Here is a 23,572-nt window from a genome sequence, read left to right on the forward strand (position 1 = left end):
GACCACCGACCACGGCACGCCGATGCGATGCCCACCCCGAGCGCGGTCCGTCAGTCGATGATGCCCGACATGGCGAGCACCTTGTCGATCCGTACCCGGACGAGCAGCTGGCCGGGGACGCCGTTGCGGGCGCCGTACTCCTCGGCGCGGTCGGCGCCCACATAACGGGCCGCGATCCGGGTGGCCCACTCCCGGACCTGTGGGAGGGCGTCACTGAGCTCCGCATGACCTTGCAGCACCGCGTACCCGAACGGCGGCCGCTCATCGTCCACGCACAGCGCGACCCGGCCGTCCCGGGCGAGGTTGCGACCCTTGACCGTGTCCTGACCGGTGTTGAACACCAGGTCGTCGCTGTCGAGCAGGAACCAGATCGGGGCGATGTGCGGGCTGCCGTCCGCGCGGACAGTGGAAAGCTTGCCGGTTCGGGTGCCGGACATGACGAATGCGCGCCACTCGGCGTCGCTCATCTTCTGTGCCATGGCCGCATGCTGCCCGATGGGAGGCCGGCCGGCCGGAACTGACGCGCGGACCGGACCTTTCCCTCCATGCGTCCCGGCCACTGATCCACCATCGACACACACTCCGGAGATCACCGAACACCGCGACGACGCGCGAGGTCACCGGATGCCCGGTACGCGCCGTTCGCCCACCCGCGGCGGCTTCCCCCCCGACATCCACCGCCCGAAGGCGTCCGCCATCCGGCCCTTGTGGTTTAGACCACCTTCACCGTCCGGCTATCGGCGATCAGCATCATCCCTGCTGTCATACGGGGGTAGTTCAGGGAGATCACATGAGCAGAACCAGTCATCCCGGACCGGGCCGCCGCAGTCTGCTGCAGGCGACGCTGGCCGTATCGGCGGTCGGAGCGGCCGGCACGGTGCTGGGCACGCAGTCCGCGCAGGCCGCCACCGCGCAGCCATCAGCAGCCGGCTCCGGCGGCCACCGTTTCGACGCGGAGAGCCCGCGCTTCGCACTGGCGGTCCTGCCGGACACCCAGTATCTCTTCGACGCGGACAGCGCGGACCCGGAGCCACTGAAGGAGACGTTCCACTACCTGGTGGCCCAGCGCCAGGAGGCGAACATCGTCTTCATGACGCACTTGGGTGACGTCACCGAGCACGGTAGCGAGGAGGAGATCGGTCTGGCGGCGGACACCTTCCGGACCATCCACGGCAAGGTGCCCTACAGCGTCCTCGCCGGCAACCACGACATCAACTCGGGCACTGACGACCAGCGCGGTGACACCGCCTATCTCCGGGCGTTCGGGCCACAGCGCTTCACCTCCATGCCGACCTTCGGCGGCGCATCACCCGACGGCTACAACAGCTACCACGTGCTGCAGGCGGCCGGGCGCGAGTGGCTGGTGCTCGCCCTCGACTGGCGCGCCTCCGAGAAGGGGCTGGCCTGGGCACAGGGCGTCCTCGACGCCCACCCGACCCTGCCGGCCGTCCTCACCACGCATGACATCGCCTGGGCGGAGGACGACGGCCAGGCCCATCTGTCCGACAACGGACAGCGGCTCTGGGACCGCATCATCCGCGGCAACGACCAGATCTTCATGGCACTCGGCGGCCACTACTGGCCTCCGGGTCGCACCGTGCTCACCAACGACGCCGGCCATGACGTGCATGTGCACATCACCAACTACCAGGACCGCTACTACGGCGGTGCGGGCATGGTCCGGCTCTACTCCTTCGACCTGGTCCGACAGGCCGTCGACGTCGAGACGTTCTCCCCGTGGTTCCTCGCCCGCGACCCGGAGAAGCGCACGCCGCTGGAGGCCGAGACCATCGAACTGACCGGTCCGGTGGACCGGTTCTCGCTGGACATCGACTTCGCGGAGCGGTTCCAGGGATTCGCACCCGTGGTTCCTCCGGCGCCGCGTCCGGCCTCCCGGGTGATGCCGCGGGGCACCGTCGCCTACTGGCGGTTCGACTCCTCCGGTCTCGCGGGTGCCGGCACCGCCGGTTCCGCGGTGACCGCGGGCACCGTGGCCCACGACCTGTCGGGGCACGGCAACGACCTGCGGGTCCAGCTGCTCCACGACAGCGCCTCGAAGGCCCTGACCTGGTCGGCCGACCACCATACCGGGCAGCCTGCCCACGCCAGTCTCCGCTTCGACGGCGGCAAGTCGCCGGACCGGGGCGCGATCCTCACCACGGCCGCCCGGGCACCGCTGAACAGCTTGACGTTCACCTCGGGTTTCACCATCGAGACCTTCATCAAGCTGCCGGAGCCGTTCGAGGGCGACCACGCCTGGATGGGCATCCTCAGCTGGGAGGGTCGCAACGGCGACGCCGGGAAAACCACCGGCTGGTCGACGGAGGAGCCCACCTGCAGCCTCAATGTCACGCCTGAGCGCTTCCTGCAGTTCGTGCTCTACCCGCACGTCCAGGACGCCGACCCGACTTCATGGAGCCATGCGCTGCCCGTGGGCCGCTGGACCCACATCGCGGTCGTCAACGACGGTCACCACACGGTGATGTACGTCGACGGGTCGAAGATCGCCCGGAACCCGTCCCAGCCGGCCACCGGCATCGCGACGCTCGGAAAGCCGTTCGTGATCGGCGGCACCCAGTTCGCCGAGCAGTTCGGCCAGAGCTTCTACGGCTGGATCGGCGACACCCGCATCGTGGACCGGGCACTGACGCCGAAGGACTTCATGGCCCCGTTCGTGTAACCGGCCTCGGCAGGCGGCCGGACGGCGGCCTGAGTCCGGTACCCGGCCCGGGAGCCACGCGGTTGTCGCTCCCGGGCCGTGTTGCGTGCTCCGGACGGCGGGCCGAGGGGAGATTACTTCGGCCGGGGCATCCGGTGGCGTACAGGGCACAGCAGCATGGTCCGTCACCCCGCCCGCAGTCCGGCGGGCGCCGGGGCGGGCCCGGGACGACCGGAGCCGGTGCCACCGACGCGGTACCGGCTCCCCTTCCGGCCACCACCCCGCCCACCGGACGTCGGTCGCACGACGCCGGGACGTCGTGCGCGCCGGGGACGCTGTCGGCGAGCCCGCTCCAGACGGGCGCACGACGAGCAGGGACGACCGAGACCGATGGCCCTACCCCGCATGCCATTCCTGCGCCGGATCGCCTGCCTGGCCCCGATCACCGTCATCGGTGTCTGGGTGGCCCTGAACTGGCCGGTCATCGCCTCCGGCGGCCGCGGGCTCCTCACCGCCGACCGCTACTGGCTGCTGGCCGCGCTGGCGGTCACCGGGCTGGGCTGGGTCGCGGTGTCCTTCGCACGCCAGGGCGCGGTGCTCGAACCGCTCCCCGCCGGACGGCTGTTCGCCACCCAGTTCGCCTCGGGCGCCGCCAACCACCTGCTGCCGGCCGGACTGGGCGCGGGCGCGGTCAATCTGCGCTTCCTCAGGGGCTGCGGAATCCCGCTGACCCAGTCCTCCGCCGCACTCGCGTTGTACCTCCTGGCGGAAGCAGCGGCCCGGGTCGTGCTCCTGCTCACGCTCCTGGTCGCCAGCCCCGGCGCGCTCCGGCTGGACGGCCTCGTCCCGAAGACGGTCGCCCTCCCACTCGTGTGGGCGGCGGGCGGCCTGGTCTGCGCGGCAGTGCTCGCAATGGTCGCCATACGCCCGCTCCGCAGGGTCATCGGTACCTTTCTGGGCACCGCTCTGACCGACGCGCGTGCGCTGCATGCCAGGCCCGCCCGGGCGCTCGCCCTGTGGGGCGGCTCATTGGCCTTCCCCGTCCTGCAGGCCGCCGGACTGGCCGCGGTCGCGCTGGCCGTCGACGTACCGGTACCCGTGATCCATGTGGCGATCGCGTATCTCGCCGCCAGCATCGCGGCCGCCGCCGTCCCGACGCCCGGCGGCATCGGCTCCGTCGATGCGGCGCTGGTCGTCGCCCTCGTCGCCGCCGGAGCATCGGTCACAGCCGCCGGCTCCGTGGTGCTGGGCTACCGCATAATCACGGTATGGCTGCCGCTGATCCCCGGGGCGCTGGTACTGGGCGCCCTGGTGCGCTCGAAGGTGGTCTGAAAGCCGGCCGGTCGTGCGACGGTCACGGCCCCGGCAGGCGGAACGGCCACGCGGTCCGTCAGCCGGATCGACAGCGACACCGAGCAGTAAGCGCCACCCCGGTCGAGCCGGCCCCTGGCCGGCTCAGGGCGCTGCCTCCAGGCCCGGCTCCTCCGCGCGCCGAGCACAGCTGCGAGACCGAAGCCGGGAGGGCTCCTGCGGCCACAGCGCCAGCAACCCCAGGCAGATCCACACGTACATGCTCCCGCCGAGGAAACCGTCCACGCCGGACGAGTCATCACGCCACAGCCATACGACACTGCTGCACAGCACCACGTACAGGACCGCGGCAACGGCGCGATGGCCGGTTCTGGCGAGCAACGCGACGGCGGGCACCGCCCACACCAGGTGGTGCACCCAGGTCACCGGGCTGATCAGGCACGCCGCAAGGCCGGTGAGGGCCATCCCGGCCTCGTCGTCACCGACCGCGGCCGCCCGGCGCACACGGTAGGCCCAGAGACCGAGCACCACGAGCACGGCCAGCACCCACACCGGGCGGGCCGCGCCCAGCCGGGCCAGCGCGCCCTGGAGCGACTGGTTGGACACGTAGTCCAAGGCGCCTACCCGGTGCGTGTCCCACAGCGCCCTGGTCCAGAACACCCATGACGCGCGCGGCGCCGCCAGCACACCGATCGCGGTCGCTGCGAGCGCCGTACCCGTGGCGACGGCAGCAGCCCGGCGGCGCCCGGTGAGCAGCAGGTATCCGATGAAGATGCCCGGCGTGAGCTTGAACGCCGCCGCGAGGCCGATGCCGACGCCCCCGAAACGGCCCCGCCCGCTGTCCGCGTACACCAGCGCCATCAGCAGCAGATTCACCTGGCCCAGACTGAAGGTGTCCCGCACCGGCTCCAGCATCACGAAGAGGCATCCGGTCACCACCAAGCCACCTCGGCCCACGGGCAGTTCCCGCAGCGGACCGCGCAACAGCAGCACCGACGCGGCCGCACTGAGCAGCAGGCAGCCCACCACCGCGCCGGTGCGTCCGACCAGGAGCATGGGCAGCATGCAGACGGCGGCGAAGGGCGGGTAGGTGAAGCCGTATACGGTCCCGGGCCGCAGGTAGTCGTAGATCCGGCCGCCGTGCCGGATCCAGTCGTCGACGGTCCCGTAGTAGATGTAGAGGTCGAACCAGTCCCGGTGGTACGGCACCGTCGCTACGAAGAGCACGGCGCCGGCGACCGGGAGCACCGTCCGGAGTAGCTGCTGCGGCCTCACGGCAGCGTTCCCGGCGCGTCGAGGGCCGTCGTCCGGGCCGCTGCCCGCCAGGTCAGCAGGACCAGCGCCGCCAGTCCGCCGCCGCTCACCGCGAGCACCAACTGCCTTACGTCCGGGGCGAAACCGTCCGGAAGTACGGCGAGGGCGAGCACACAACTGCCGGCGGCTGCCCAGCGGCGCACCCGGCCCCGCGGTGCGGCGGCCGCGATGGGAAACAGCGCCCAGAGCACGTACCAGGGGCGGATCGCGGGGCCGAGCAGGGCGACGGCGGCCAGGCCGAGCCCGAGGGCGTACACCGGGCCGAGACCGTGGCGGTGGCGCCAGACCAGGAGCAGCACAACGGCGATCGCGGCGACACCCAGGAAGTGCCAGGCGGGCACGGCGCCGGTGAGGCGGCCGAGGGTGCCGGTTAGAGACCAGTTGTGGGCGGAGACGGGGGTACCGAGGGCGCTGATCCAGCCGTAGCCGGTGCCGGTGGCGGCGGTGGCGACCATCGTGGTCGTCACCGCGACGGCAAGGGTGGCAAGTCCGGTCCTGACCAGCCGGGCACGCCCGTGCAGCCTGGTCGACCAGATCGACGCGACCGCGAACAGCCCCAGAGCGGCAGGCACCTTCACCAGGGCGGCCAGCGTGACCAGTACCGCGGCCGACAACGGCCACCGTCCGGACGCCGCCACCAGGCCCGCGCCGAGCAGCCCCAGCATCATCGCGTCGTTGTGCGCGCCTGCGACCAGGTGCAGCAGGAGCAGTGGGTTGAGCGCGCCCAACCAGAGCGCGGCCGACCGGTCGGTGCCACAGCGCTCGGCGAGTACGAGCAGGAAGGCGATCATCAGGGCGACGCCGAACAGCGCCACCAGCCGCATGCCGACGATCCCCAGCGGTACCGCCGCCCTGGCCACGACCAGGAAGACGGGGCCGTACGGCGTCGGCGTGTGCTGCCAGATCGGCGGCACCTCCGCGGCCAGCGGCCCGCCGAGCCGGTCGGCGCCGTGTGCGTACACGTCCATGTGCGCAGCGGCCATCGTGCCCTGCACCAGATAGCTGTACACGTCCCGGCTGAACAGCGGCGGCCCCAGCACCAGCGGCACCGCCCAGATCCCCAGCGTCACCAACAGGAACCGCTCCCCCGGCGGTTCGGGCCCGCGCACCGCTCGCCCCAGCCACCACCACGCGGCGACCAGGAGCACCAGCCCGAAGTACGCACCGGCCAGCCCCAGCCGGCCGCCGTAGGGCCCTACCGCGTCCCGCACCGGCAACGCCCCCGCAGTGAGCCCGCCCATCGCGACCGCGACCGAGCCTGCGAACCCGAGCCACCGGCAGCGGCGCGGGTCGACGATCACGTCCGGTACCAGCATGCGCGCACGGTAGCCCTGCCCGGGCCACCGGCAGCCGACCGCCAGGGAGACGGAATCCGGATGGCCGGTGAAAACCCCGGTGTTCAAAGCCCTCGACCTGCAACGGCACCACCGAGCACCGCCACCGCGCCGGGAGGTTCAGCCGTCGCCGGGCGAGGCGGCTCGCACCTACCGGCCGCCGCTGAGCCGGGGGCCGGCGACGCTGCGGTGGCGGGCGATGCGCCTACCTGCCGAACCTGCTGTGCGGCTCCGCCTCGGATACGCAGACGGCCCCACCTGAAAGCAAGGTCTCAGGTGGGGCCGCCCGGTTGCGTCAGTCGCCGACGACGGCGGTCAGCTCCGTGAGTGAGTTGATGGACCAGTCCGCGGCCGCGATGACGTCCGGGTCGCCGGCCCACCAGTTCCCCCACGGTCCGCGGCGAATGTGGGCGACCCGCAGCCCGGCCGCCTTGGCGGGGAACACGTCGTTCACCGGGTGGTCACCGACGTACACCGTCTCGTGGGCAGCAGCACCGGACTCCTGCAGAACTCGCTGGAAGAACGCCGGATCAGGCTTCGCGACCCCCCACTCCCCCGAGGTGACGACGAGGTCTGCGGGCAGGTCCAGGGCACGCAGCAGGATCCCGGCCTTCGCGCTCTGGTTCCCGGCGACGAGGACGCGGACACCGAGCTTGCGAAGCCCCGCGAGGGCCGGCCGAACATCCGGGTAGAGGTCCGTCTCGTCGAGGTGCTCGCCCTGGCCGGCCGCTTCGCGCGCGCGGTACTCCGCGCCGACGTCGATGTCGGGGCGGAGGATCCTCAACGCGTCCGTGTTGTCGCGGCCTTGGGTGACGACGGCCCCGACGAGAGCGCTGACGGTGTGCCGTGGGACGCCGAGCCACTCCGCCCAGGTCTGCCAGTACCGGTCGTCCCTGATGAGGGTTTCGCCGACGTCGAAGACGATGGTCGCAATCACCATGCCGACCTTACGCGTACCGCATGGCCGGCCCTCGCTCCTGTCCTGCTCGCCCTCTGGCCGGACCACCGGTCGCCTGCAGCCACAGCCGTCCGTCACCCGCAGCCACAGCCGTCCCGCCGGCCAGCAGCAACCGGCGGCAACGGCGTAGTCCGGCTCCATGCCACATCCGTCGGCTCACCGCGCCCCACCACAAGATCTCAGTGGTCAGGCGTGGTCCGGGCGCACGACGGACACAACCCGCGGTAGGTGACCTCGACCTTGGACACCGTGAAGCCGAACCGCTCCTCCGCCGGGAGGTCGGTCAGCGGATCGCCGGTCGGGTGGACATCGCGGATGGTTCCGCAGCTGGAGCACACCAGGTGCTGGTGCGGGTGTTGTGCATTGGGGTCGTAACGCTTTGCGCGGCCGTCAGTGGAGAACTCCAGGACCTCGCCGAGTGCGACCAGCTCGCCCAGGGCGTTGTAGACGGTCGCCCGGGAGATCTCGGGCAGCCGCTGTACCGCACGGGCGTGCACCTCTTCGGCCGTGAGATGCACATGTTCACCATCGAGAACCTCCGCAACGACACGCCGCTGGGAGGTCATCCGCCAGTCACGCCCTCGCAGTCGCAGTCGCTCCAGCAGGTCACTCATATCGGTTCACCTATTCAGGTTCGGTGGATACCCGAAGGTGCCGACGCACGTCCGGGTTCCTGCTGGATATGGGTTTGGCGCGCTTCTTGACTTGGATTCTGTCCATTGTAGGATCGGTTTCGTTGATGGCCAAGGGACAGGAACACTCCAGTACCGCAGGAGAAAGAGCCGTGACGGATCATCCCCGAGGAGCCGCGCAGTGCCAGCCTGTGGGTCGCAGCCGCCCGCCTCGCGCTGCTTGAGGCCGTCCAGGACGGTGGCCACCTCGGCATCGGGACGACCACCGACGGGGCGTGAGATCGCGTGGGGCGTATCTCCCTTCACGTCCCTGAGACCCTCCACGCGCTCGCTTCGGCGCGACTCGTACGCCGCATCGAACCGGCCGGGGACCCGGCACGGTTCGAGGGGCGCACCGTGTCGTCGTCGACGCCGGCTGCGCGGTCGGCGATACCCCCTGCTCCTGTCGCGTCCGATGGCCAAGCCTTCTCGGTCGACGAAGCCGACGTCGACTGCCGGGGCCCATGCCCGACTGTTCCACCATCCACAGTTCCTGAGCACCGTGATCCGCCTGGTCCGGAAGGATTCCCATGTCTGAGAACCATGATGCAATCGTCGTAGACGCGAAGGCGGAGGGCGGAGGTGGCTGCCCGGTCGCGCACGGGCGCGCCGCGCACCCGACTCAAGGCGGCGGAAACCGCCAGTGGTGGCCGGAGCGGCTCAACCTGAAGATCCTTGCCAAGAACCCCGGTGTGGCCAACCCGCTCGGCGAGGAGTTCGACTACGCCGAGGCGTTCAAGCCCCTCGACCTCCCGGCCGTGAAGCGGGACATCGCGGAGGTACTGACGACCTCGCAGGACTGGTGGCCCGCCGACTTCGGCCACTACGGGCCGTTCATGATCCGGATGGCGTGGCACAGCGCGGGCACCTACCGGATCAGCGACGGCCGTGGCGGTGCCGGGGCCGGCCAGCAGCGCTTCGCCCCTCTCAACAGCTGGCCGGACAACGGGAACCTCGACAAGGCCCGGCGCCTGCTGTGGCCCGTGAAGAAGAAGTACGGCCAGAGCCTCTCCTGGGCCGACCTCATGATCCTCACCGGCAATGTCGCCCTGGAGCAGATGGGCTTCGACACATTCGGCTTCGCCGGTGGCCGCGAGGACGTCTGGGAGTCCGAGGAGGACGTGTACTGGGGGCCCGAGACCACCTGGCTCGACGCCGAGCGCTACACCGGCGACCGTGAGCTGGAGAACCCGCTCGGCGCCGTGCAGATGGGCCTCATCTACGTCAACCCGGAGGGCCCGAACGGCAACCCGGACCCGATCGCCGCGGCCCGCGACATCCGTGAGACCTTCCGCCGGATGGCGATGAACGACGAGGAGACGGTCGCCCTGATCGCGGGCGGTCACACCTTCGGCAAGACCCACGGCGCGGGCCCGGCGGAGAGCGTCGGCGCCGACCCCGAGGCCGCCCCGATCGAGGCGCAGGGCCTGGGCTGGAAGAGCACGTACGGCACGGGCAAGGGCGCGGACGCCATCACCTCCGGCCTGGAGGTCACCTGGACCACCACGCCCACCCGGTGGAGCAACGGCTTCTTCGACAACCTCTTCGGTTACGAGTGGGAGCTGACCCAGAGCCCCGCGGGCGCCAACCAGTGGAAGCCGAAAGACGGCGCGGGCGAGGGCACGGTCCCCGCCGCCCACGACCCCTCGAAGAAGATCGCTCCCTCGATGCTCACGACGGACCTGTCGCTGCGCCTCGACCCGATCTACGAGCCGATCTCCCGCCGCTTCCACGAGAACCCCGCGGAGTTCGCGGACGCCTTCGCGCGGGCCTGGTACAAACTGACCCACCGCGACATGGGCCCGAAGTCGCTCTACCTCGGCCCGGAGGTCCCGGAAGAGACCCTCCTGTGGCAGGACCCGCTGCCGGAGGCGGAGGGCGAGGTCATCGACGCCGAGGACATCACCGCCCTCAAGGCGAAGATCCTCGGCTCGGACCTGACCGTCTCGCAGCTGGTCTCCACCGCATGGGCGTCGGCCTCGACGTTCCGCGGCAGCGACAAGCGCGGCGGCGCCAACGGCGCGCGCATCCGACTGGAGCCGCAGCGCGGCTGGGAGGCCAACGAACCCGACCAGCTGGCCGAGGTACTGCGCACGCTGGAGGGCATCCAGCGTGCCTTCAACTCCGGTGACAAGCACGTCTCCCTGGCCGACCTGATCGTGCTCGGCGGCGTCGCCGCCGTCGAGAAGGGCGCCAAGGACGCCGGTCACGACGTCCAGGTGCCCTTCACCCCGGGCCGCGTCGATGCGACGGACGAGCACACCGACGCGGAGTCCTTCGCCGCACTGGAGCCGAACGCGGACGGCTTCCGCAACTACCTCGGGAAGGGCAACCGGCTGCCGGCCGAGTACCTGCTGCTCGACAAGGCGAACCTGCTGACGCTGAGCGCCCCCGAGTTGACGGTCCTGGTCGGTGGCCTCCGCGTCCTGGGCGCGAACCACCAGCAGTCGCCGCTCGGCGCCTTCACCACGACGCCCGGGTCCTTGACCAACGACTTCTTTGTCAACCTGCTCGACCTGGGCACCACATGGAAGGCGACGTCCGAGGACGCGAACACGTTCGAGGGCCGCGACGCCTCCACGGGCGAGGTCAGGTGGACCGGCAGCCGAGCCGACCTCGTCTTCGGGTCGAACTCCGAGCTGCGCGCGGTCGCGGAGGTCTACGCGAGCGATGACGCGAAGGAGAAGTTCGTGAAGGACTTCGTCGCGGCGTGGGACAAGGTGATGAACCTCGACCGGTTCGACCTCGTCTGATCATTACGTCCAGGTCGGCCCCCATCGGCCGACCTGGACGCGCTCCCCCGGGTGCCATGGCGACCGTGGACCCCGGATCGGCCTCCGGCGAGGTTCTGCGCAAGGGACTTGCGTGGAACCGAGGCTTCACCGGCGTGGGACCGGCCACGTACGGCGCTGAGCAATCGGGTTCCTGAAGCGCGCCGTTGAGGCCCAGTGCGGCCCGCGAGCCCGGCGCGCCGCTGGGCCGCTCAAGCCGCGGGAGGCATTTGTCGCGGTAATACCCTGTCGCCATGGTACGCGCCGGTATCCCCCGAGCCGATCGACCGGAGGAGCCTGCGGCTTCCGGCCGGTCCCTGGCCCCGCTTCTCGCGGTGTGCGCGGGCTACTTCATGGTCATCCTGGATGTGACGGTCATCAACGTCGCCGTCCCGGTGGTGGGACGGGAACTGTCGGCCTCGCTCACCGGGATCCAGTGGATCACCGACGGCTACACCCTGGTCTTCGCCGGCCTGTTGCTCACCGGCGGCGCGCTGGGCGACCGGCTGGGAAACCGCCGGATCTTCTGTACCGGAGTGGTGGTGTTCACCGCCGCCTCGGCCGGCTGCGGACTGGCCCGGAGCGCCGGGGCCCTGGTCGCCGCCCGACTCCTGGAGGGACTCGGCGCGGCACTGATCGTGCCCGGCTCCCTCGCTCTCCTCCAACAAGCGTATCCCTCACCCGCCGAGCGCTCCCGGGCCTTCGGCATCTGGGGCTCCATGGCGGGTGTCGCCGCCTGCGCAGGCCCCCTCCTGGGCGGCCTTCTGGTCACCACGTTGGGCTGGCGATGGGTGTTCTTCATCAACCTGCCCGTCGGATGCGCCTGTCTGTTGCTGACGCTCCGCCGTGTGCCCGCTTCGGCCAGACGTCCGGACCGCCCCGTGGACTGGCCCGCCCAGTGCGCGCTCATCGCGATGGTGGCCCTGCTCACCGCCGTCCTGAACGAGGCCGGACGCCGTGGCTGGGCGGACCCACTGATCCTCATCGGGGCAGGCCTGTGCCTGCTGGCAGCCGCCGCGTTCATCCTCCGCGAGCGTCTGGCCCGCACACCCGTGGTGCCCCTGTGGCTGCTGCGCTCCCGCGCGATGAGCGGGGGCGCGGCCATCGGTCTGCTGTTCAACTTCGCCTTCTACGGCATGATTTTCACCGCCAGTCTGTACTTCCAGCACCAGCGCGGTCTGTCCGCACTGCGCACCGGGATCGCGCTCTTCCCGGCGGTGGCCATGACGATGTTCGCCTCCGTCCTGTCGGGCCGACTGGCAGGCACCACCGGACACCGCCCGCTCGTGGTCACGGGCATGCTCCTGGGGTCGGCGGGCCTGGCAGGCTGGGCCGCCGCCGGACCGGACCCGGACTACCTCCTGCTCGTGGCGCCGATGATGGCGGCGGGCTTCGGCACGTCCTTCGCCCTCACCGGATCAACTGCCACCGCGATGTCAGCCGCCCCCGACAAGTACTCCGGTACCGCCTCCGCCTTGTTCAACACCGCCCGCCAGGTGGGCAGCGCCGCAGGCGTCGCGCTGGGAGGCTCGCTACTGGCCTCCGCAGCCGACTTCACCACCGGACTGCGGACCAGCATGGCCATCGGCGCGGCCGCATACCTGACGGCCGCCGCCCTCGCGCTCTTCTGCATCCCGCAGAAGGCACACCGCCACGTCGCCGACTGAAGGTCTGCCAACCCGTCGCCGACACGATGTCCACGTCCGCGGCGAAGACTCCGAGAGGGCAGAACCAGTCGTGGGGCGAACGGAGCGCTTCTCAGTGGACCGGGAACGTCCAGTGATGCGCGGGCGTCAACCCTGACCATCGTCCAAGTCCGGCCTTGCCATTCGGCTCGGTCTTCCCGCTGCTGCCGCTCCTACGTTCGTGGGCATGGAAACGCACTGTGAAAAGAACTTCCGGGTCGCCCGGATACCGGGCTCCGTGGCATTACTGAGCGCGGGTGCCGGAGCGAACGTGTGGCTGTCCCCGGGCGGGCTGGGCAAGGCCGGCGCAACCGAGGTCACGAAAGGTGCTTCGGTATCGGCGTACCGGTCGGTGGCCGAAGCGGTTGCGGACGCACCGGCATGGATGGGCTCGCTTCTTGAGGCGGCCTCCGAGGGCACCGTGGCGATTCTCGGGTTGTTGCTGGTCCGGTTGTACTGGACCGCGGTCCGCCGCCAGGACGCGGCCGGCACGGCAGGAGCCGTCGTGATCGGTGTCGGCGCCGTTGCCGCCTGTGCCATCAGCGAGGCGCTGAAACTGGTCGTGGACGAGGAGCGGCCCTGCCGGGCGTTGCGGGGGGGGCGAGGCGATCACGGAGTGCCCACCGACGGGGGACTGGTCTTTCCCGAGCAACCACGCCACCCTGGCCGCCGCTCTCGCAGTGGGGCTGGCCATGCTGTCGCCTCGCCTGGCCACCCTCACACTGCCGTTGGCCGGGGCAGCGGCGCTGCTGCGCGTCCTGGTGGGAGTCCACTACCCGCACGACGTGCTCGCCGGTGCGATCCTCGGCGGTACCGTCGTGGCTGCTGTGTTGCTCGCCGTGTTGCCGCTCGGGCGACGGGCAACATCACTGCTGGTCAGACGCTGGTGGGAGAACGATGCCGGCCTCGTGCGCCAGGACGGCGGCAGCGGCCCGGTTGTCGACACCCAGGCGGGCCAGGACGGAGCTGACGTGCGCCTTGATCGTTCCTTCCACCACATGCACTCGGCGCGCGATCTGGCCGTTGGACAGCCCGCTACCGAGGAAGGACAGCACTTCGCGTTCCCGGGCGGTGAGCCCATCGACCCGCTCACGGGCGGCGCCACGTCGACCGGCCAGGGCACCGGCGCCGCTCGACGCGAGGTGCGCGACCACTCGGGTCGCGACCTTCGGTGACAGGTAGGCGGCGCCGTCGGCCACCGCGCGAACTCTCGGTGGTCCGCGGTTCTCACTCGGACCGGGCACGATGTCGGCGAGACCCGTGGCCGGTCCGTCGGCGTGCTGACCCTCTTGGCCGCAATCGCCGAGTCCGTCAGCTGCCCCGTCGGAGAACGTCAGCCGGGACACCGCCGCGAGCCATGATCTGGGGCAGCAACGGGCCACGATCCGGAAGGGTGCGTCCGATCGGGCGACCTCGCCGCGGTCCAGAGAGCTCGGGCCGGTGCGCACCGACCGCTCAGGGGCGTCGGCGCGCGTGTGGTGCCGGATGGTGCGGCATCTCGGGTTCGAAAGCGAAAGCACGCCATATGTGCGGGGCTCCCGGCGGGGTGACACCGACGCGGCTGAACGGCCGGGCGGCCGAACCCCGGTGGCGGCTCAGAGTGACCTTCGTAGGCTTGTCGGTGTCAGTCGACGGGCCTCCCGCTCGGGGGCCCGGTCCCTTGTGCTCTCGAAGGAGCGACGCCATGACCGCATCCTCTGCCCCTGGGGGCTCCCGGCGTTCAGAGACCGATTCCGCCGGCTTCACGGCGTCGCCGCAGCTTGCCCAGGCCTTGCAGCAGATCGTGGTGGACCTCGTGGAACTGCACCTCCAGGGGAAGCAGGCCCACTGGAACGTGGTCGGTCACAACTTCCGGGACCTCCACCTGCAACTGGATGAGATCGTCGACGAGGCGCGGGAGTCCGCCGACACCATCGCCGAACGTATGCGGGCTCTCGCGGCCTGCCCGGACGGCCGTACCGAAACCGTGGCAGCGACCACCACTCTCCCCGCGTTCCCGGAGGGCGAGCAGAATGTGAGCGCGGTTGTCGACCTCGTCACTGCGCGCCTGCGTGCCACCGTCGATACGCTGCGCACCCTCCATGACCAGGTCGACAGCGAAGATCCCTCCACGGCCGACCTGCTGCACGCCGTCATCGACTCGCTGGAGAAGCACGCCTGGATGGTCAGCGCGGAAAACCGATCTGTCTGAGACCTACCCTCTGGAGCGGCTCGGAGAAGGCCCGGTGCGTGTTGCAGAAGACTGCGATGTCGCAGATCGAGGGTCGGTTTCGAGTGCCCTGATGAGGCGCAGGGCGAGGTTGTACATGCGTGCGACGACCCGGTCACGGACCAACAGCGGAACCGGACGAACAGCAGCGTCATCGTGCGTGGTGCGAGGGGCGGAACGGCCGCGCATCCGGACTTCATGTCCAAGCGGTGGACCGGCTGTTGGCCGGTCCACCGCCTGGACCTACACGTCAGTTGACTCGACGAGCGTTGACGCCGTCCGCCTCGAAGTCGTAGATGGTCCGGTTGATCCGGAGACCGTCGACAGCGCCAACCCACGCGCTGTCGCGGCCCTTGCCTACCGCAGCGGAGAGGATGGTCGGCCTACCGCTGCTGCCGGGGTCGTCGAGCGCGGACTTGATCTGCGCCCAGTTGCAGTGGGGGAGTGACGAACTACAGTTGGTCGCTCCACCCGCGGCACCCGTGAGGTACCAGTAACCATTCTGGGTGGCATCGATGTACCCGCTCCATTGGTTCTCGCTCGTCAACGGGACTGCAGCCGGCACCCACACCAACGTGGAGTAGTTGGTGGGGTTTGACGTCAGGTTCGGATCGATCTCGAATCTGATGTTCGGCAGGTTGTCCGGGCCGCCGGCGAGGACGTTCTCGTGGGTCTGGAAGACGCGGAACCCGACATTCTGCAGGCTCAGCACCGAATCGCCGTAGAAGTCGACCTCGTTGCCGAAGTCGACCTTCTCTCGGGGATCAGAGCCCGCCTGGGACCCGTCTGCCACCTCGATTCCAAGGCTGCCCGTCCCGTACGGCGGCCTGGCGGCGGATCCCGTCTTGTCGTACGAGCCGTACGGGCCGTCCCTCAGATCGGCGACGGGAGAGCCGATCGTGTTGCGGGTGATCACGCCCCAGTGTTCTGAACGCGCTTGGTCCGTGTCTGCGAGAGCAGACACGGATCCTGAGAGGGTCGAGGTGACGAACGCGGCCAGTGCTGAGACCGCAAGCAGCTTTCCCCGACTCACGCCAAAGCGAGCGTTCACGCTCACTCCTTTCGGATGGTAGATGGACCAGACATGTGGCTGGCTATGTGCTTGCCGAACGACCAGACATGCGCCGGTACCCGACCGGCGCGACGCACGTCAACGTACATGACTCTCAGTAGTTGCAGCAGTCGCGACATGCTGCACATATACCTCCATGCCTACGCTTAACGCATTGGGCGACCTGGACATCCATTACTCCACGTGTTGAATTTTCGGTCCTTCGAGTTACTGAACGCGCGTCCGGACCACCAGGGCTCAACGGCGACTCCGGACGTGGTCGTGGTCGATCCCTATGGCAAGACGCCGGCCTGGACCGCGCGGAAACCCGACACCCACGCCCCGCCGACTCCCGTACCACCAGCACAGAAACGCCGACGAACCGCCCAGGGCCAGGCTCCGCCGAAACACCGCGATCGACGGGCGCAAGGCGACCGACCGCAACAACTACGGGCGCACTCACCGCCGGGACCGTCCGCGGACCGGACCCGGCGGCACCCGGCTCATCGCGACCGTCCGGACGAGCGGCATCTGTCGGTAGCGGACGGTCCGGTCATGCCGCAGGCGCGGATCGGCCGCCGCGGCGTACGCAACGGCTCGGGCCGGAGGTCGCTCCAGGCACCGCTGCGGATGGTGACCGACCCTGCCCCTCCGACGCCGGAGCAGCAGGCCGTCCGGGCCTCGAAGATCACGGCCCCAGGTTCAGCCGGCTCTTCGGTACGGGAAGGCCGCCTGTGGCGCAGCTCTTCTGCGTAACACCCTTGGGGAGACGAGGTTCTGAGCCTGGACGCTCAATTCCGCCCCCCTTCCCCGGAAGGGGGGCGGAATTGCGTCCGGTCGCGGTCAGTCACTGACGGTTGCTCAGACCGGACGGCAGAAGCAGCTAACCAGATCGCCCGGTTCCGAACAAAACGCCGATCGGCCAGACGGGTGTACGGCCCGTAAGTGCGGTACACCGACGGGTATTTGGAGACACCCTGAAGCCATGGTGACACCCCACTGGACCGTTCAGGCCCCCACGCCTTCCGGAGGCAGACTTGTGACGATGCACGCCAACAGTTGCGAGCGGACGTTGGGGACCGCGTACAGCGACCACGACCTTGTCGTGCTTTTGTCCGCCGCCGGTCTCGCTGCCCCGGAGCGGGTTCTCGACGATCCCAGCGTGATCCAGTGGCAGGGCGCCGACGCTCACGTGTACCAGGCAGGCTGACCGCAAGGGCACGACAGACCGCCCCTGCCCGGCCGTTGTCGGGGGTGCGGTTCCGAGGGCCGCGCCGCTAGATCCGGGATCTTCGGGCAGGGCAATCTCCGGAAGCCCTCGAACGTGGACGCCGTGATGGACCTCGACCGGCACGCGCACGACTTCGCGCTTGACGGCCCGGCCTCCACCTCCCACGGGAAATGATCGCCTGCCCCGAGGAGCACAACTGTGAGTGCCACTGGGACAGTGCTGAAGATCTCGCCCAGCTCAAGGTCACGGAGTTGGCCCCTGACCTCCTGGAGCACACATGGCAGGTCGGCGACCGGAGCGATCACACATCCGTGCTGCGCCGGATCCTGCCCGGTGCGCCACGGCCGGCCTCAGCGGTCTCGTCACACGCCGACCGCGCCATCGATGCGCTCACGGAGCAGATCAGCGTGTCCGTTGTGCCGGGCGTACTCCTCGACCATGTGGATGAGCACCCAGCGCAGCGACACCGTCCCGCGCCATGCGTCCTCGCCCACAAGGTCCAGGTGGGGCGCTTCGGCGACGAAGGCGTCGGCGAACGCCACCTCGGCGTGCCATGCCTCCCATGCCTTGACCACAACGGCAGGATCGGACACCGCGCCGTCGAAGTCGCCGTCGGGCTCGGCCGACGAGGAGAAGCGCGATGGTGCGTCCTGACCGGCAAGGACCTGGCGGAACCATCGGCGTTCGACGTCGGCAAGATGGCGGACGAGGCCGAGCAGCGAGAGGGTGGAGGGCCCGACGGAGCGCCGGGACAGCTCGGCGTCCAGACCCGCGCACTTCAGTTCCAGCGTCGAGCGCTGAGCCCTGAGGAACCCGGCAAGCATGCCGCGTTCTTCGCCGGTCGAGGGAGCACCGAGCCGGGGGTCGTCGTCGGGTCCGACGAACATGGCGGCTCTTCTCTGTGGGCTGGTCGTACTCATGTTGTCTCTCCTTCAGGGCGTGCCGGTGACGGCGATGTGCGGATGGCGCGGGCACGGGCGCTTCGGAAGGTACAGGCGGTGACGGCGGGAGCGGCGGGCAGCAGCAGAACAACCCGCAGCGGACGCGCACGACACTCGTCACCGAACTGCTGAGGAGGGCATCGGCCGGAGAGTTCGTCGACGGGGGCGGCAGTAGCGTCGCGGCCGGCAGACCCGTCGGGGTTCACGGCCCGAGTGATCAGCGGCCCGAACCGGGACACTTGAGCCGTCGGACCGGCGTCTGCTTCGGGATACAGGATCTGTCCGATTGTGACCGGTCAGGCTGATTGGAAGGTGACGATCGGGTCACACGGATGCAATGACGTCCACTGACGCAAGGAGAGCCGGCAAGCAACGCGGGAGTTCCGAGCACCTCGGATCGTCGGGGAAGTCGGGAGATCGTGCACCTCGCCCCGACCGCCCCCGGTGGTGGGTGAAAGCCGTCGCGCTCGGCGCGGCCGCACTCGCTCTGCTGCTCGTGGGCACCCGCCTCAGCGTGCTTCCCGGCATCGGTGACTTCTTCGGTGACACGACGAAGGACCGCTCGGGACCAGCGGTGCTGAAGTCGATTCAGGACATGAGCTCGTACGAGGCGGCGTCCGGCAACTTCCAGGTCGTCGTGGATCTGGAGAAGGACGCGAAGTTCCTGCCGGATGCCATCCGCGGCACCCGCACCCTGTATGTCGGTGCAGGTACCGTCGGTGCGTCCGTCGACCTCGGTAAGGTGGCGAGTGACGGTGTGGTGATCAACAAGGAGCGCACCACGGCGGACATCCGACTGCCGCATGCCGTACTGGGCAAGCCGGCACTGGACCCGGACCGCTCCTACGCCGTGTCCAAGCAACGCGGGTTCCTCGACCGAATCGGCGACTTCTTCTCGGACAACCCCAGCAGTGAGCAGGCGGTCAACAAGCTCGCCGCCCAGCACATCGGCGAGGCTGCCAAGGACAGCGGCCTGACCGGCCGCGCCGAGAAGAACACCACGAACATGCTCAAGGGCCTGCTCGGTTCCCTGGGGTTCGACCGGGTCACCGTGCACTACGGACCGGCCCCCAAGTAGTCCAGCGGCATCCCACCCGACGTGCGCCCGGTACGGTCGGGCGCACGTCGAGATCGCGACGAACTGCGAGCCGTCACCGACCGGTGCCGCCGGTACCTGCGGCACCGAGCATCCGGCGCACGATCCCGGTAAGACCGACAGCCAGGCCGCCCGCCCGCACCATGGCTCATGCGGCGGACGGCCACCCGGCTTCGACGACGATCGTCACGTCCCAAGGGCTATCCCGTAACCCCGGGCGGGCGCGTGACGACAGCTACGGCACCTCACTGTTGTCGGAACGCCCGAATGCACTCGGTACGAGGATGCCCCTCCGCCTCGCGATGCACCGCATCCGACGCCACACGCCGACCCACCAGGCATTACGGGCCGGCCCTCAGCCGATGAGGGTCTCCTTAGGGCAAACGACGCAGAACTCGTTCCCCTCCGGATCGGCCAGCACGGTCCACGATTCGCTGCCGCTCTGCCCGACGTCGGCCCTGCGTGCGCCAAGTGCGAGGAGGCGCTCGATCTCGGCCTCCCGGTCCTCCGCCGCGGATGTCAGGTCGAGGTGCAGCCGGTTCTTGACGACCTTACGGTCCGTCACGGGCATGAAGCAGATGCCCACCGGCGCGGTCTCGTCAGGCCCGATCACGACCTCCCGCTCCCGCTGGGACAGGATCCGCCAACCCAGCGCCTCGGCCCAGAACCGGGCCAGGGCGGGAAGGTCGTGCGCGTCGATGACGATGTGATGCAGCGAGACAGGCATGCCGGCCAGTGTGCCCGGCGATCGCCCCGACAGAACCGGGTACGGAACTAGTACTTGCTGATCTCCCAGAAACGGAACACGGTCGAGGCGTCCAGGGTCCATTCCAGGCCGGCGATGTTGTCGTGCGCCACCGCGTACTGCTTGCCCTGCCACAGCGGCAGGATCGGCAGGTCCTGGGCCACGTCGTCCTGGAGCTCGCTGAAGTCCTGCTCGGTGGAACCCCGTTCGGCCTTAGCCGCGGTATCGGGGATGATCCGGCTGGTGATGTCGTTGTTCACGTAGCGGTTCTGCAGGACGTTGTCCTTGCCGAAGAACGGCTGGGTGAAGTTGTCCGGGTCGGGGTAGTCCGGGACCCAGCCCTTCACGTAGACGCCGAGCTCGCCGGCCGCGATCCGCTTCTCGTACTGGTCGAAGGGCAGGGACTTGACCTCCGCGTCGAACAGTCCGCTCGCGTTGAGCTGCTTGGCGATCGTCCGGAACGCCTCGTCGGTGGCGGGGCCGTAACGGCTCGGCGTGGACCACAGCGTGAGCTTCACCTTGTCGGTGATGTTTGCGGTACGCAGTGCCTCTTCCGCCTTGGCCGGCTGCGGGCTGCCGCCGTACATGTCGAAGTACGCGGTGTTGTGGGCCGTGATGCCGGCGGGAACGATGGAGTACAGCGGGGTGGCCGTGGAGTGGTAGACCTCGCTGACGAGGGCGTCACGATTCACCAGGTACGCGATGGCCTTGCGTACGGGGAGCTGCCCGACCACCGGGTCCTTCATGTTGAAGACCAGGTGCTGCACCTCGGCGCTGGTGCCTTCGACGACGTCGATGCCCTTGTCGGCCGCGGAGGCGGAATCCTCCAGTTTGGAGATGTCCCGGGCGGTCAGACCACGGTAGGCGACATCGATGTCCCCCTTCTGCAGAGCGGAGGCCAGCTTCTTCTGGTCGCCCCGGAAGAAGTCGAGGGTGATGCCCGAGTTCTTCACCCGAGCTGTGCCCTGGTAGCCGGAGTTGACCGTGAAGACGGCCTTCGACTTGTCGAGGGACTTCAGCTTGTAGGGCCCCGACCCGACGGCCTTGCCGTCCTTGCGCAGGCTGTTCGCCGGGTACTCGCTGTGGTCCACTATGGAACCGGCGCCCGAGGCGATCTTGCTGGGGAAGGTGGCGTCGGGGACCTTGAGCTGGAAGACGACCGTTCGCGCGTCCGGAGTGGTGATCTTCCCAATCGTGGAGAGCAGCGGCGCGGGTCCGGCGGGGTCGTCGATCCTGATCGCCCGCTCGAAGGAGTACTTGACGTCCTCGGAGGTGAGGCTGTGGCCGTTGCTGAAGGTCAGACCGTCACGGAGCTTGCACCGATAGGTCCTGTTGCCGTCCTCGAACGAGCAGGACTTCGCCGCTTCCGGCTGGGGAGTCGAGCCGCCCCGGGGAAAGCTGAGCAGGGACTGGAAGACGTTGTTGAACAGCAGCCAGGACCCCGGGTCGTAGCCCGAAGCCGGATCCGCGGCCAGGACGTCGTCCGACATGCCCACCACGATCGATTTGCCGGGCTCGGCTGCGCCTCCTTCGGTCTGAAGGCTGCAGCTGCTCAGCAGGGCCGCCGCGAGACCGGCCCCGACGGGAGCGCTTGTCCACCGCTTGCGTATGTTCACAGAACTGCCTCGTGTTTTCTGTCGGCCGTGCGGGGTGTCCCCCACGGCCGGGATTGATCAGGAACCATCGGTTGCGGACCTGGTGGGTCCGTTCGGGGATGGCGCAGCCGCTGCCCCACCACCTGAGCCAGGTCCGGATGGACCGGGAGCTGTGGCCTTTGCCGCCCAAGACACGGTCAGGCCGGACCCGTGGCCGTCCGGGCCGGTCCGGGGCATCCGAATCTCCTCCATCACAGCGGTGCACCGGGGCAGTCGTTGCTGTTCCTGGCCTCCGTCCGCGGTTCCCCTCCAGATGCGGGGAGGCTCCGCGCATCCGGACCGGGGAAGCGAGCGCTTTCACTCGGAATCATAGTGGCGGCCGGCAGCCCTCTCTTTGCGCCCCCGGCAGTTGGTGGTGTACGTAGGGGCATTTGTCCATGTGCTCCGTCAGTCCGTCGTGAACGCCGGTAGCAATCACGGAACGCTCCGAGAACGCGATGCGTCCAGGAGGTTGCAGGACGTGGTGCGGGACGACCACGCTTTGCTCCAAAGCCCCCGATATCGCCACATTTCAAAGACAGTTGAGGTCCCTGGTGGGAGGACTTGGGGCACTGTTGGTGGGCACGAACTGCGTGGTGCAGGGCCTGTTCTACTTCCGCATAGCACCGAGCCCGCCCTGGGAGGTCCGCTTCGTCAGCACGAACGCACTGACGCTCTGCGGACTGATCCTCATGGGAGCGGGGCAGCTGCTGCCGTCGCGCCGTAGAAACTGACCGGTCGACGGCGGCTTGTGCTGTGGACGGCGACGCGGACCGTCTGGAGAACCCGCTGATCGGCCATGTCGACCCGGACTGCGGACCTGGGGCCGTGTCCGAGTCGCCTCACAGCGCCGGCAGAGGTGTCGACAGGGGAGCACAGAAGCGGATCGGGATCAGGGGAAGAGCGGGCTGGACGACACGACGTGGGGACTCACTGACGGCAGTCCGGACGGCTGCTGAGCCATCGAGTGGCAGCCATCAGGACCTGGTCGCCGTGGGAGGAGAGGTCTCGCGCGTCGTCGTGGATCTCTCGGTCGGGGGTTATGGGGCCGTTGTAGACACGTCCGGTGCGGTCGGCTTCCCTCGCCTGGGTCAGGAAGATCGCCGCGCCGTCGGACAGGCGGTGATACACGTTGGCTGTGGGAGCGCCTGAGGTGGGTTCTCCGAAGCTGCGTGTGTCGGGGCGCCCCCGGAATGCGATCGTCACGGCCTCGGCGGCGCTTCGGGTTGTGCGGCTGGTCAGGACAGCGACGGGCGGCATCGGGCGGGACAGGGGGTGCGCGGGGCCCCAGTCGTCCAGGTACTGGCGTGGAGTTCCGTTCTTGACCGTCCAGACGGTCTTCTTTCCGTCCGCTTCGACGAACGCGCCGCTGTTGCCGTCTCCGAGGATGGGCCCCACCGCGGCGAGCGGACCCCACATGGTTCCGCCCCAGTTGCTGCGCAGGTCGATGACCCAGCCGCAGGCGCCCTGTCCGTCGTTCTTGCTGACAGCAGCACGCGCCCGGCGAACATAGTCATCGGCGGCCTCGTCGGACGGGACGGGCGGAAGTGCGAGGTAGCCGACGTCATCGGCCAGCATCCTCCCTTCGGGAGGCACGACGTCCTCATCCGCAGACGCGCTCAACGTCCTTCTGGTTTGGTCGGGGTCCATGAACTGGCTGTGCTGATCCTCCAGGTCGCGCAACGCCTGCCTGACCGCCCCGTACGTTTCCGCCGGCGTCTGTGCCGACCCGGCCCGGTCGAACGCCCCTCGCCGCACTGCGGCCCAGTCCACCTCCGCTGACAGCAGAGAGTTCCGCTCCATGATGTCCAGCGCCTTGGTGAGATAGTTCCGGGCCTTGGATGACATGGCCTCCCCCGGGGACGGCGCTTCGGCGGTGCATCCGGCGGTCACCACCAGCGCGGCCGTCACCGCCATGCGACGAGACCACACCATCGTCCGCTTCCTCGTGGCCCTCATCGG

At 69.3% G+C, this 23,572-nt stretch carries 17 protein-coding genes and 2 pseudogenes; 8 read left to right on the plus strand and 11 right to left on the minus strand.

Going from position 1 to position 23,572, the window contains the following annotated elements; translation table 11 throughout:
- Window positions 1-50: 50 nt before the first annotated feature.
- The gene (locus ACFYP5_RS11230; RefSeq protein WP_389033569.1) at window positions 51-479 is read right to left on the minus strand and encodes a PPOX class F420-dependent oxidoreductase; all 429 of its coding nucleotides are present in this window, start codon (window positions 477-479) and stop codon (window positions 51-53) included.
- Between the two features lie 311 nt (window positions 480-790).
- Between ACFYP5_RS11230 and ACFYP5_RS11235 the strand changes: the two genes are divergently transcribed.
- A complete protein-coding gene (locus ACFYP5_RS11235) occupies window positions 791-2,680 on the plus strand; it encodes a LamG-like jellyroll fold domain-containing protein (protein ID WP_389033572.1) in 1,890 nt (629 codons plus the stop codon).
- 369 nt (window positions 2,681-3,049) lie between these two features.
- Complete coding sequence (locus ACFYP5_RS11240; protein ID WP_389033575.1) at window positions 3,050-3,991, plus strand: YbhN family protein; 942 nt, start codon at window positions 3,050-3,052, stop codon at window positions 3,989-3,991.
- Window positions 3,992-4,114: 123 nt separating this feature from the next.
- On the opposite strand, the gene ACFYP5_RS11245 is transcribed toward ACFYP5_RS11240, so the two are convergent.
- From ACFYP5_RS11245 to ACFYP5_RS11260, 4 genes are all read right to left on the minus strand, one after another.
- The gene (locus tag ACFYP5_RS11245; protein WP_389033576.1) at window positions 4,115-5,245 is read right to left on the minus strand and encodes a glycosyltransferase 87 family protein; all 1,131 of its coding nucleotides are present in this window, start codon (window positions 5,243-5,245) and stop codon (window positions 4,115-4,117) included.
- Window positions 5,242-6,600 carry a polyprenol phosphomannose-dependent alpha 1,6 mannosyltransferase MptB gene (gene mptB, locus ACFYP5_RS11250; protein ID WP_389033578.1) on the minus strand — a complete coding sequence of 453 codons (1,359 nt, stop codon included), beginning with the start codon at window positions 6,598-6,600 and terminating at the stop codon, window positions 5,242-5,244. The genes ACFYP5_RS11245 and mptB overlap by 4 nt, the downstream gene beginning before the upstream one ends.
- Before the next feature lie 313 nt (window positions 6,601-6,913).
- A complete protein-coding gene (locus ACFYP5_RS11255) occupies window positions 6,914-7,555 on the minus strand; it encodes an HAD family hydrolase (RefSeq protein ID WP_389034448.1) in 642 nt (213 codons plus the stop codon).
- Window positions 7,556-7,755: 200 nt separating this feature from the next.
- Complete coding sequence (locus ACFYP5_RS11260; protein WP_389033581.1) at window positions 7,756-8,190, minus strand: Fur family transcriptional regulator; 435 nt, start codon at window positions 8,188-8,190, stop codon at window positions 7,756-7,758.
- A 587-nt stretch (window positions 8,191-8,777) separates the two neighbouring features.
- Here ACFYP5_RS11260 and katG point away from each other — a divergent pair.
- From katG to ACFYP5_RS11275, 3 genes and pseudogenes are all read left to right on the plus strand, one after another.
- Complete coding sequence (katG, locus tag ACFYP5_RS11265; protein ID WP_389033583.1) at window positions 8,778-11,000, plus strand: catalase/peroxidase HPI; 2,223 nt, start codon at window positions 8,778-8,780, stop codon at window positions 10,998-11,000.
- Window positions 11,001-11,272: 272 nt separating this feature from the next.
- Complete coding sequence (locus ACFYP5_RS11270; protein ID WP_389033585.1) at window positions 11,273-12,685, plus strand: MFS transporter; 1,413 nt, start codon at window positions 11,273-11,275, stop codon at window positions 12,683-12,685.
- A gap of 698 nt (window positions 12,686-13,383) precedes the next feature.
- A pseudogene (locus tag ACFYP5_RS11275) lies at window positions 13,384-13,485 on the plus strand (hypothetical protein); the annotation flags it as partial.
- Window positions 13,486-13,569: 84 nt separating this feature from the next.
- Here ACFYP5_RS11275 and ACFYP5_RS11280 read toward each other — a convergent pair.
- Window positions 13,570-13,911, minus strand: a pseudogene (locus tag ACFYP5_RS11280) (LuxR C-terminal-related transcriptional regulator); the annotation flags it as partial.
- A 476-nt stretch (window positions 13,912-14,387) separates the two neighbouring features.
- Here ACFYP5_RS11280 and ACFYP5_RS11285 point away from each other — a divergent pair.
- Window positions 14,388-14,894, plus strand: coding sequence for a DNA starvation/stationary phase protection protein (locus ACFYP5_RS11285; protein WP_356709276.1), 507 nt, complete (start codon window positions 14,388-14,390; stop codon window positions 14,892-14,894).
- A 268-nt stretch (window positions 14,895-15,162) separates the two neighbouring features.
- On the opposite strand, the gene ACFYP5_RS11290 is transcribed toward ACFYP5_RS11285, so the two are convergent.
- Window positions 15,163-15,828, minus strand: coding sequence for a hypothetical protein (locus tag ACFYP5_RS11290; RefSeq protein WP_389033588.1), 666 nt, complete (start codon window positions 15,826-15,828; stop codon window positions 15,163-15,165).
- 1,180 nt (window positions 15,829-17,008) lie between these two features.
- On the opposite strand from ACFYP5_RS11290, the gene ACFYP5_RS11295 reads away from it, so the two are divergent.
- Entirely contained in the window at window positions 17,009-17,173 is a 165-nt protein-coding gene (locus tag ACFYP5_RS11295) for a hypothetical protein (RefSeq protein ID WP_356672985.1), read from the plus strand.
- A 383-nt stretch (window positions 17,174-17,556) separates the two neighbouring features.
- Here the strand turns inward: ACFYP5_RS11295 and ACFYP5_RS11300 are convergent, their stop codons facing one another.
- Window positions 17,557-18,114 (minus strand): DinB family protein, encoded by a 558-nt coding sequence (locus ACFYP5_RS11300; RefSeq protein WP_389033590.1) that lies wholly within the window; start codon window positions 18,112-18,114, stop codon window positions 17,557-17,559.
- Window positions 18,115-18,472: 358 nt separating this feature from the next.
- Between ACFYP5_RS11300 and ACFYP5_RS11305 the strand changes: the two genes are divergently transcribed.
- The gene (locus ACFYP5_RS11305; RefSeq protein WP_389033593.1) at window positions 18,473-19,213 is read left to right on the plus strand and encodes a DUF4230 domain-containing protein; all 741 of its coding nucleotides are present in this window, start codon (window positions 18,473-18,475) and stop codon (window positions 19,211-19,213) included.
- 373 nt (window positions 19,214-19,586) lie between these two features.
- Here ACFYP5_RS11305 and ACFYP5_RS11310 read toward each other — a convergent pair whose 3' ends face one another.
- The 3 genes from ACFYP5_RS11310 to ACFYP5_RS11320 form a co-directional block, all read right to left on the minus strand.
- Complete coding sequence (locus tag ACFYP5_RS11310; RefSeq protein ID WP_389033596.1) at window positions 19,587-19,958, minus strand: VOC family protein; 372 nt, start codon at window positions 19,956-19,958, stop codon at window positions 19,587-19,589.
- Window positions 19,959-20,005: 47 nt separating this feature from the next.
- Complete coding sequence (locus ACFYP5_RS11315; RefSeq protein ID WP_389033599.1) at window positions 20,006-21,592, minus strand: ABC transporter substrate-binding protein; 1,587 nt, start codon at window positions 21,590-21,592, stop codon at window positions 20,006-20,008.
- Between the two features lie 948 nt (window positions 21,593-22,540).
- Window positions 22,541-23,545 (minus strand): S41 family peptidase, encoded by a 1,005-nt coding sequence (locus ACFYP5_RS11320; RefSeq protein WP_389033602.1) that lies wholly within the window; start codon window positions 23,543-23,545, stop codon window positions 22,541-22,543.
- Window positions 23,546-23,572 lie beyond the last annotated feature (27 nt).

It is taken from the genome of Streptomyces sp. NPDC005262 (assembly GCF_042872425.1).
GTDB lineage: Bacteria > Actinomycetota > Actinomycetes > Streptomycetales > Streptomycetaceae > Streptomyces.

Bases quoted from the DNA above. Each gene is read 5' to 3' on its own strand.
- ACFYP5_RS11230 (WP_389033569.1), bottom strand. From the start codon at position 479: ATGGCACAGAAGATGAGCGACGCCGAGTGGCGCGCATTCGTCATGTCC.
- ACFYP5_RS11235 (WP_389033572.1), top strand. From the start codon at position 791: ATGAGCAGAACCAGTCATCCCGGACCGGGCCGCCGCAGTCTGCTGCAG.
- ACFYP5_RS11240 (WP_389033575.1), top strand. From the start codon at position 3,050: ATGGCCCTACCCCGCATGCCATTCCTGCGCCGGATCGCCTGCCTGGCC.
- mptB (WP_389033578.1), bottom strand. From the start codon at position 6,600: ATGCTGGTACCGGACGTGATCGTCGACCCGCGCCGCTGCCGGTGGCTC.
- ACFYP5_RS11260 (WP_389033581.1), bottom strand. From the start codon at position 8,190: ATGAGTGACCTGCTGGAGCGACTGCGACTGCGAGGGCGTGACTGGCGG.
- katG (WP_389033583.1), top strand. From the start codon at position 8,778: ATGTCTGAGAACCATGATGCAATCGTCGTAGACGCGAAGGCGGAGGGC.
- ACFYP5_RS11270 (WP_389033585.1), top strand. From the start codon at position 11,273: ATGGTACGCGCCGGTATCCCCCGAGCCGATCGACCGGAGGAGCCTGCG.
- ACFYP5_RS11285 (WP_356709276.1), top strand. From the start codon at position 14,388: ATGACCGCATCCTCTGCCCCTGGGGGCTCCCGGCGTTCAGAGACCGAT.
- ACFYP5_RS11295 (WP_356672985.1), top strand. From the start codon at position 17,009: ATGCACGCCAACAGTTGCGAGCGGACGTTGGGGACCGCGTACAGCGAC.
- ACFYP5_RS11300 (WP_389033590.1), bottom strand. From the start codon at position 18,114: ATGAGTACGACCAGCCCACAGAGAAGAGCCGCCATGTTCGTCGGACCC.
- ACFYP5_RS11305 (WP_389033593.1), top strand. From the start codon at position 18,473: ATGACGTCCACTGACGCAAGGAGAGCCGGCAAGCAACGCGGGAGTTCC.
- ACFYP5_RS11310 (WP_389033596.1), bottom strand. From the start codon at position 19,958: ATGCCTGTCTCGCTGCATCACATCGTCATCGACGCGCACGACCTTCCC.
- ACFYP5_RS11320 (WP_389033602.1), bottom strand. From the start codon at position 23,545: ATGGTGTGGTCTCGTCGCATGGCGGTGACGGCCGCGCTGGTGGTGACC.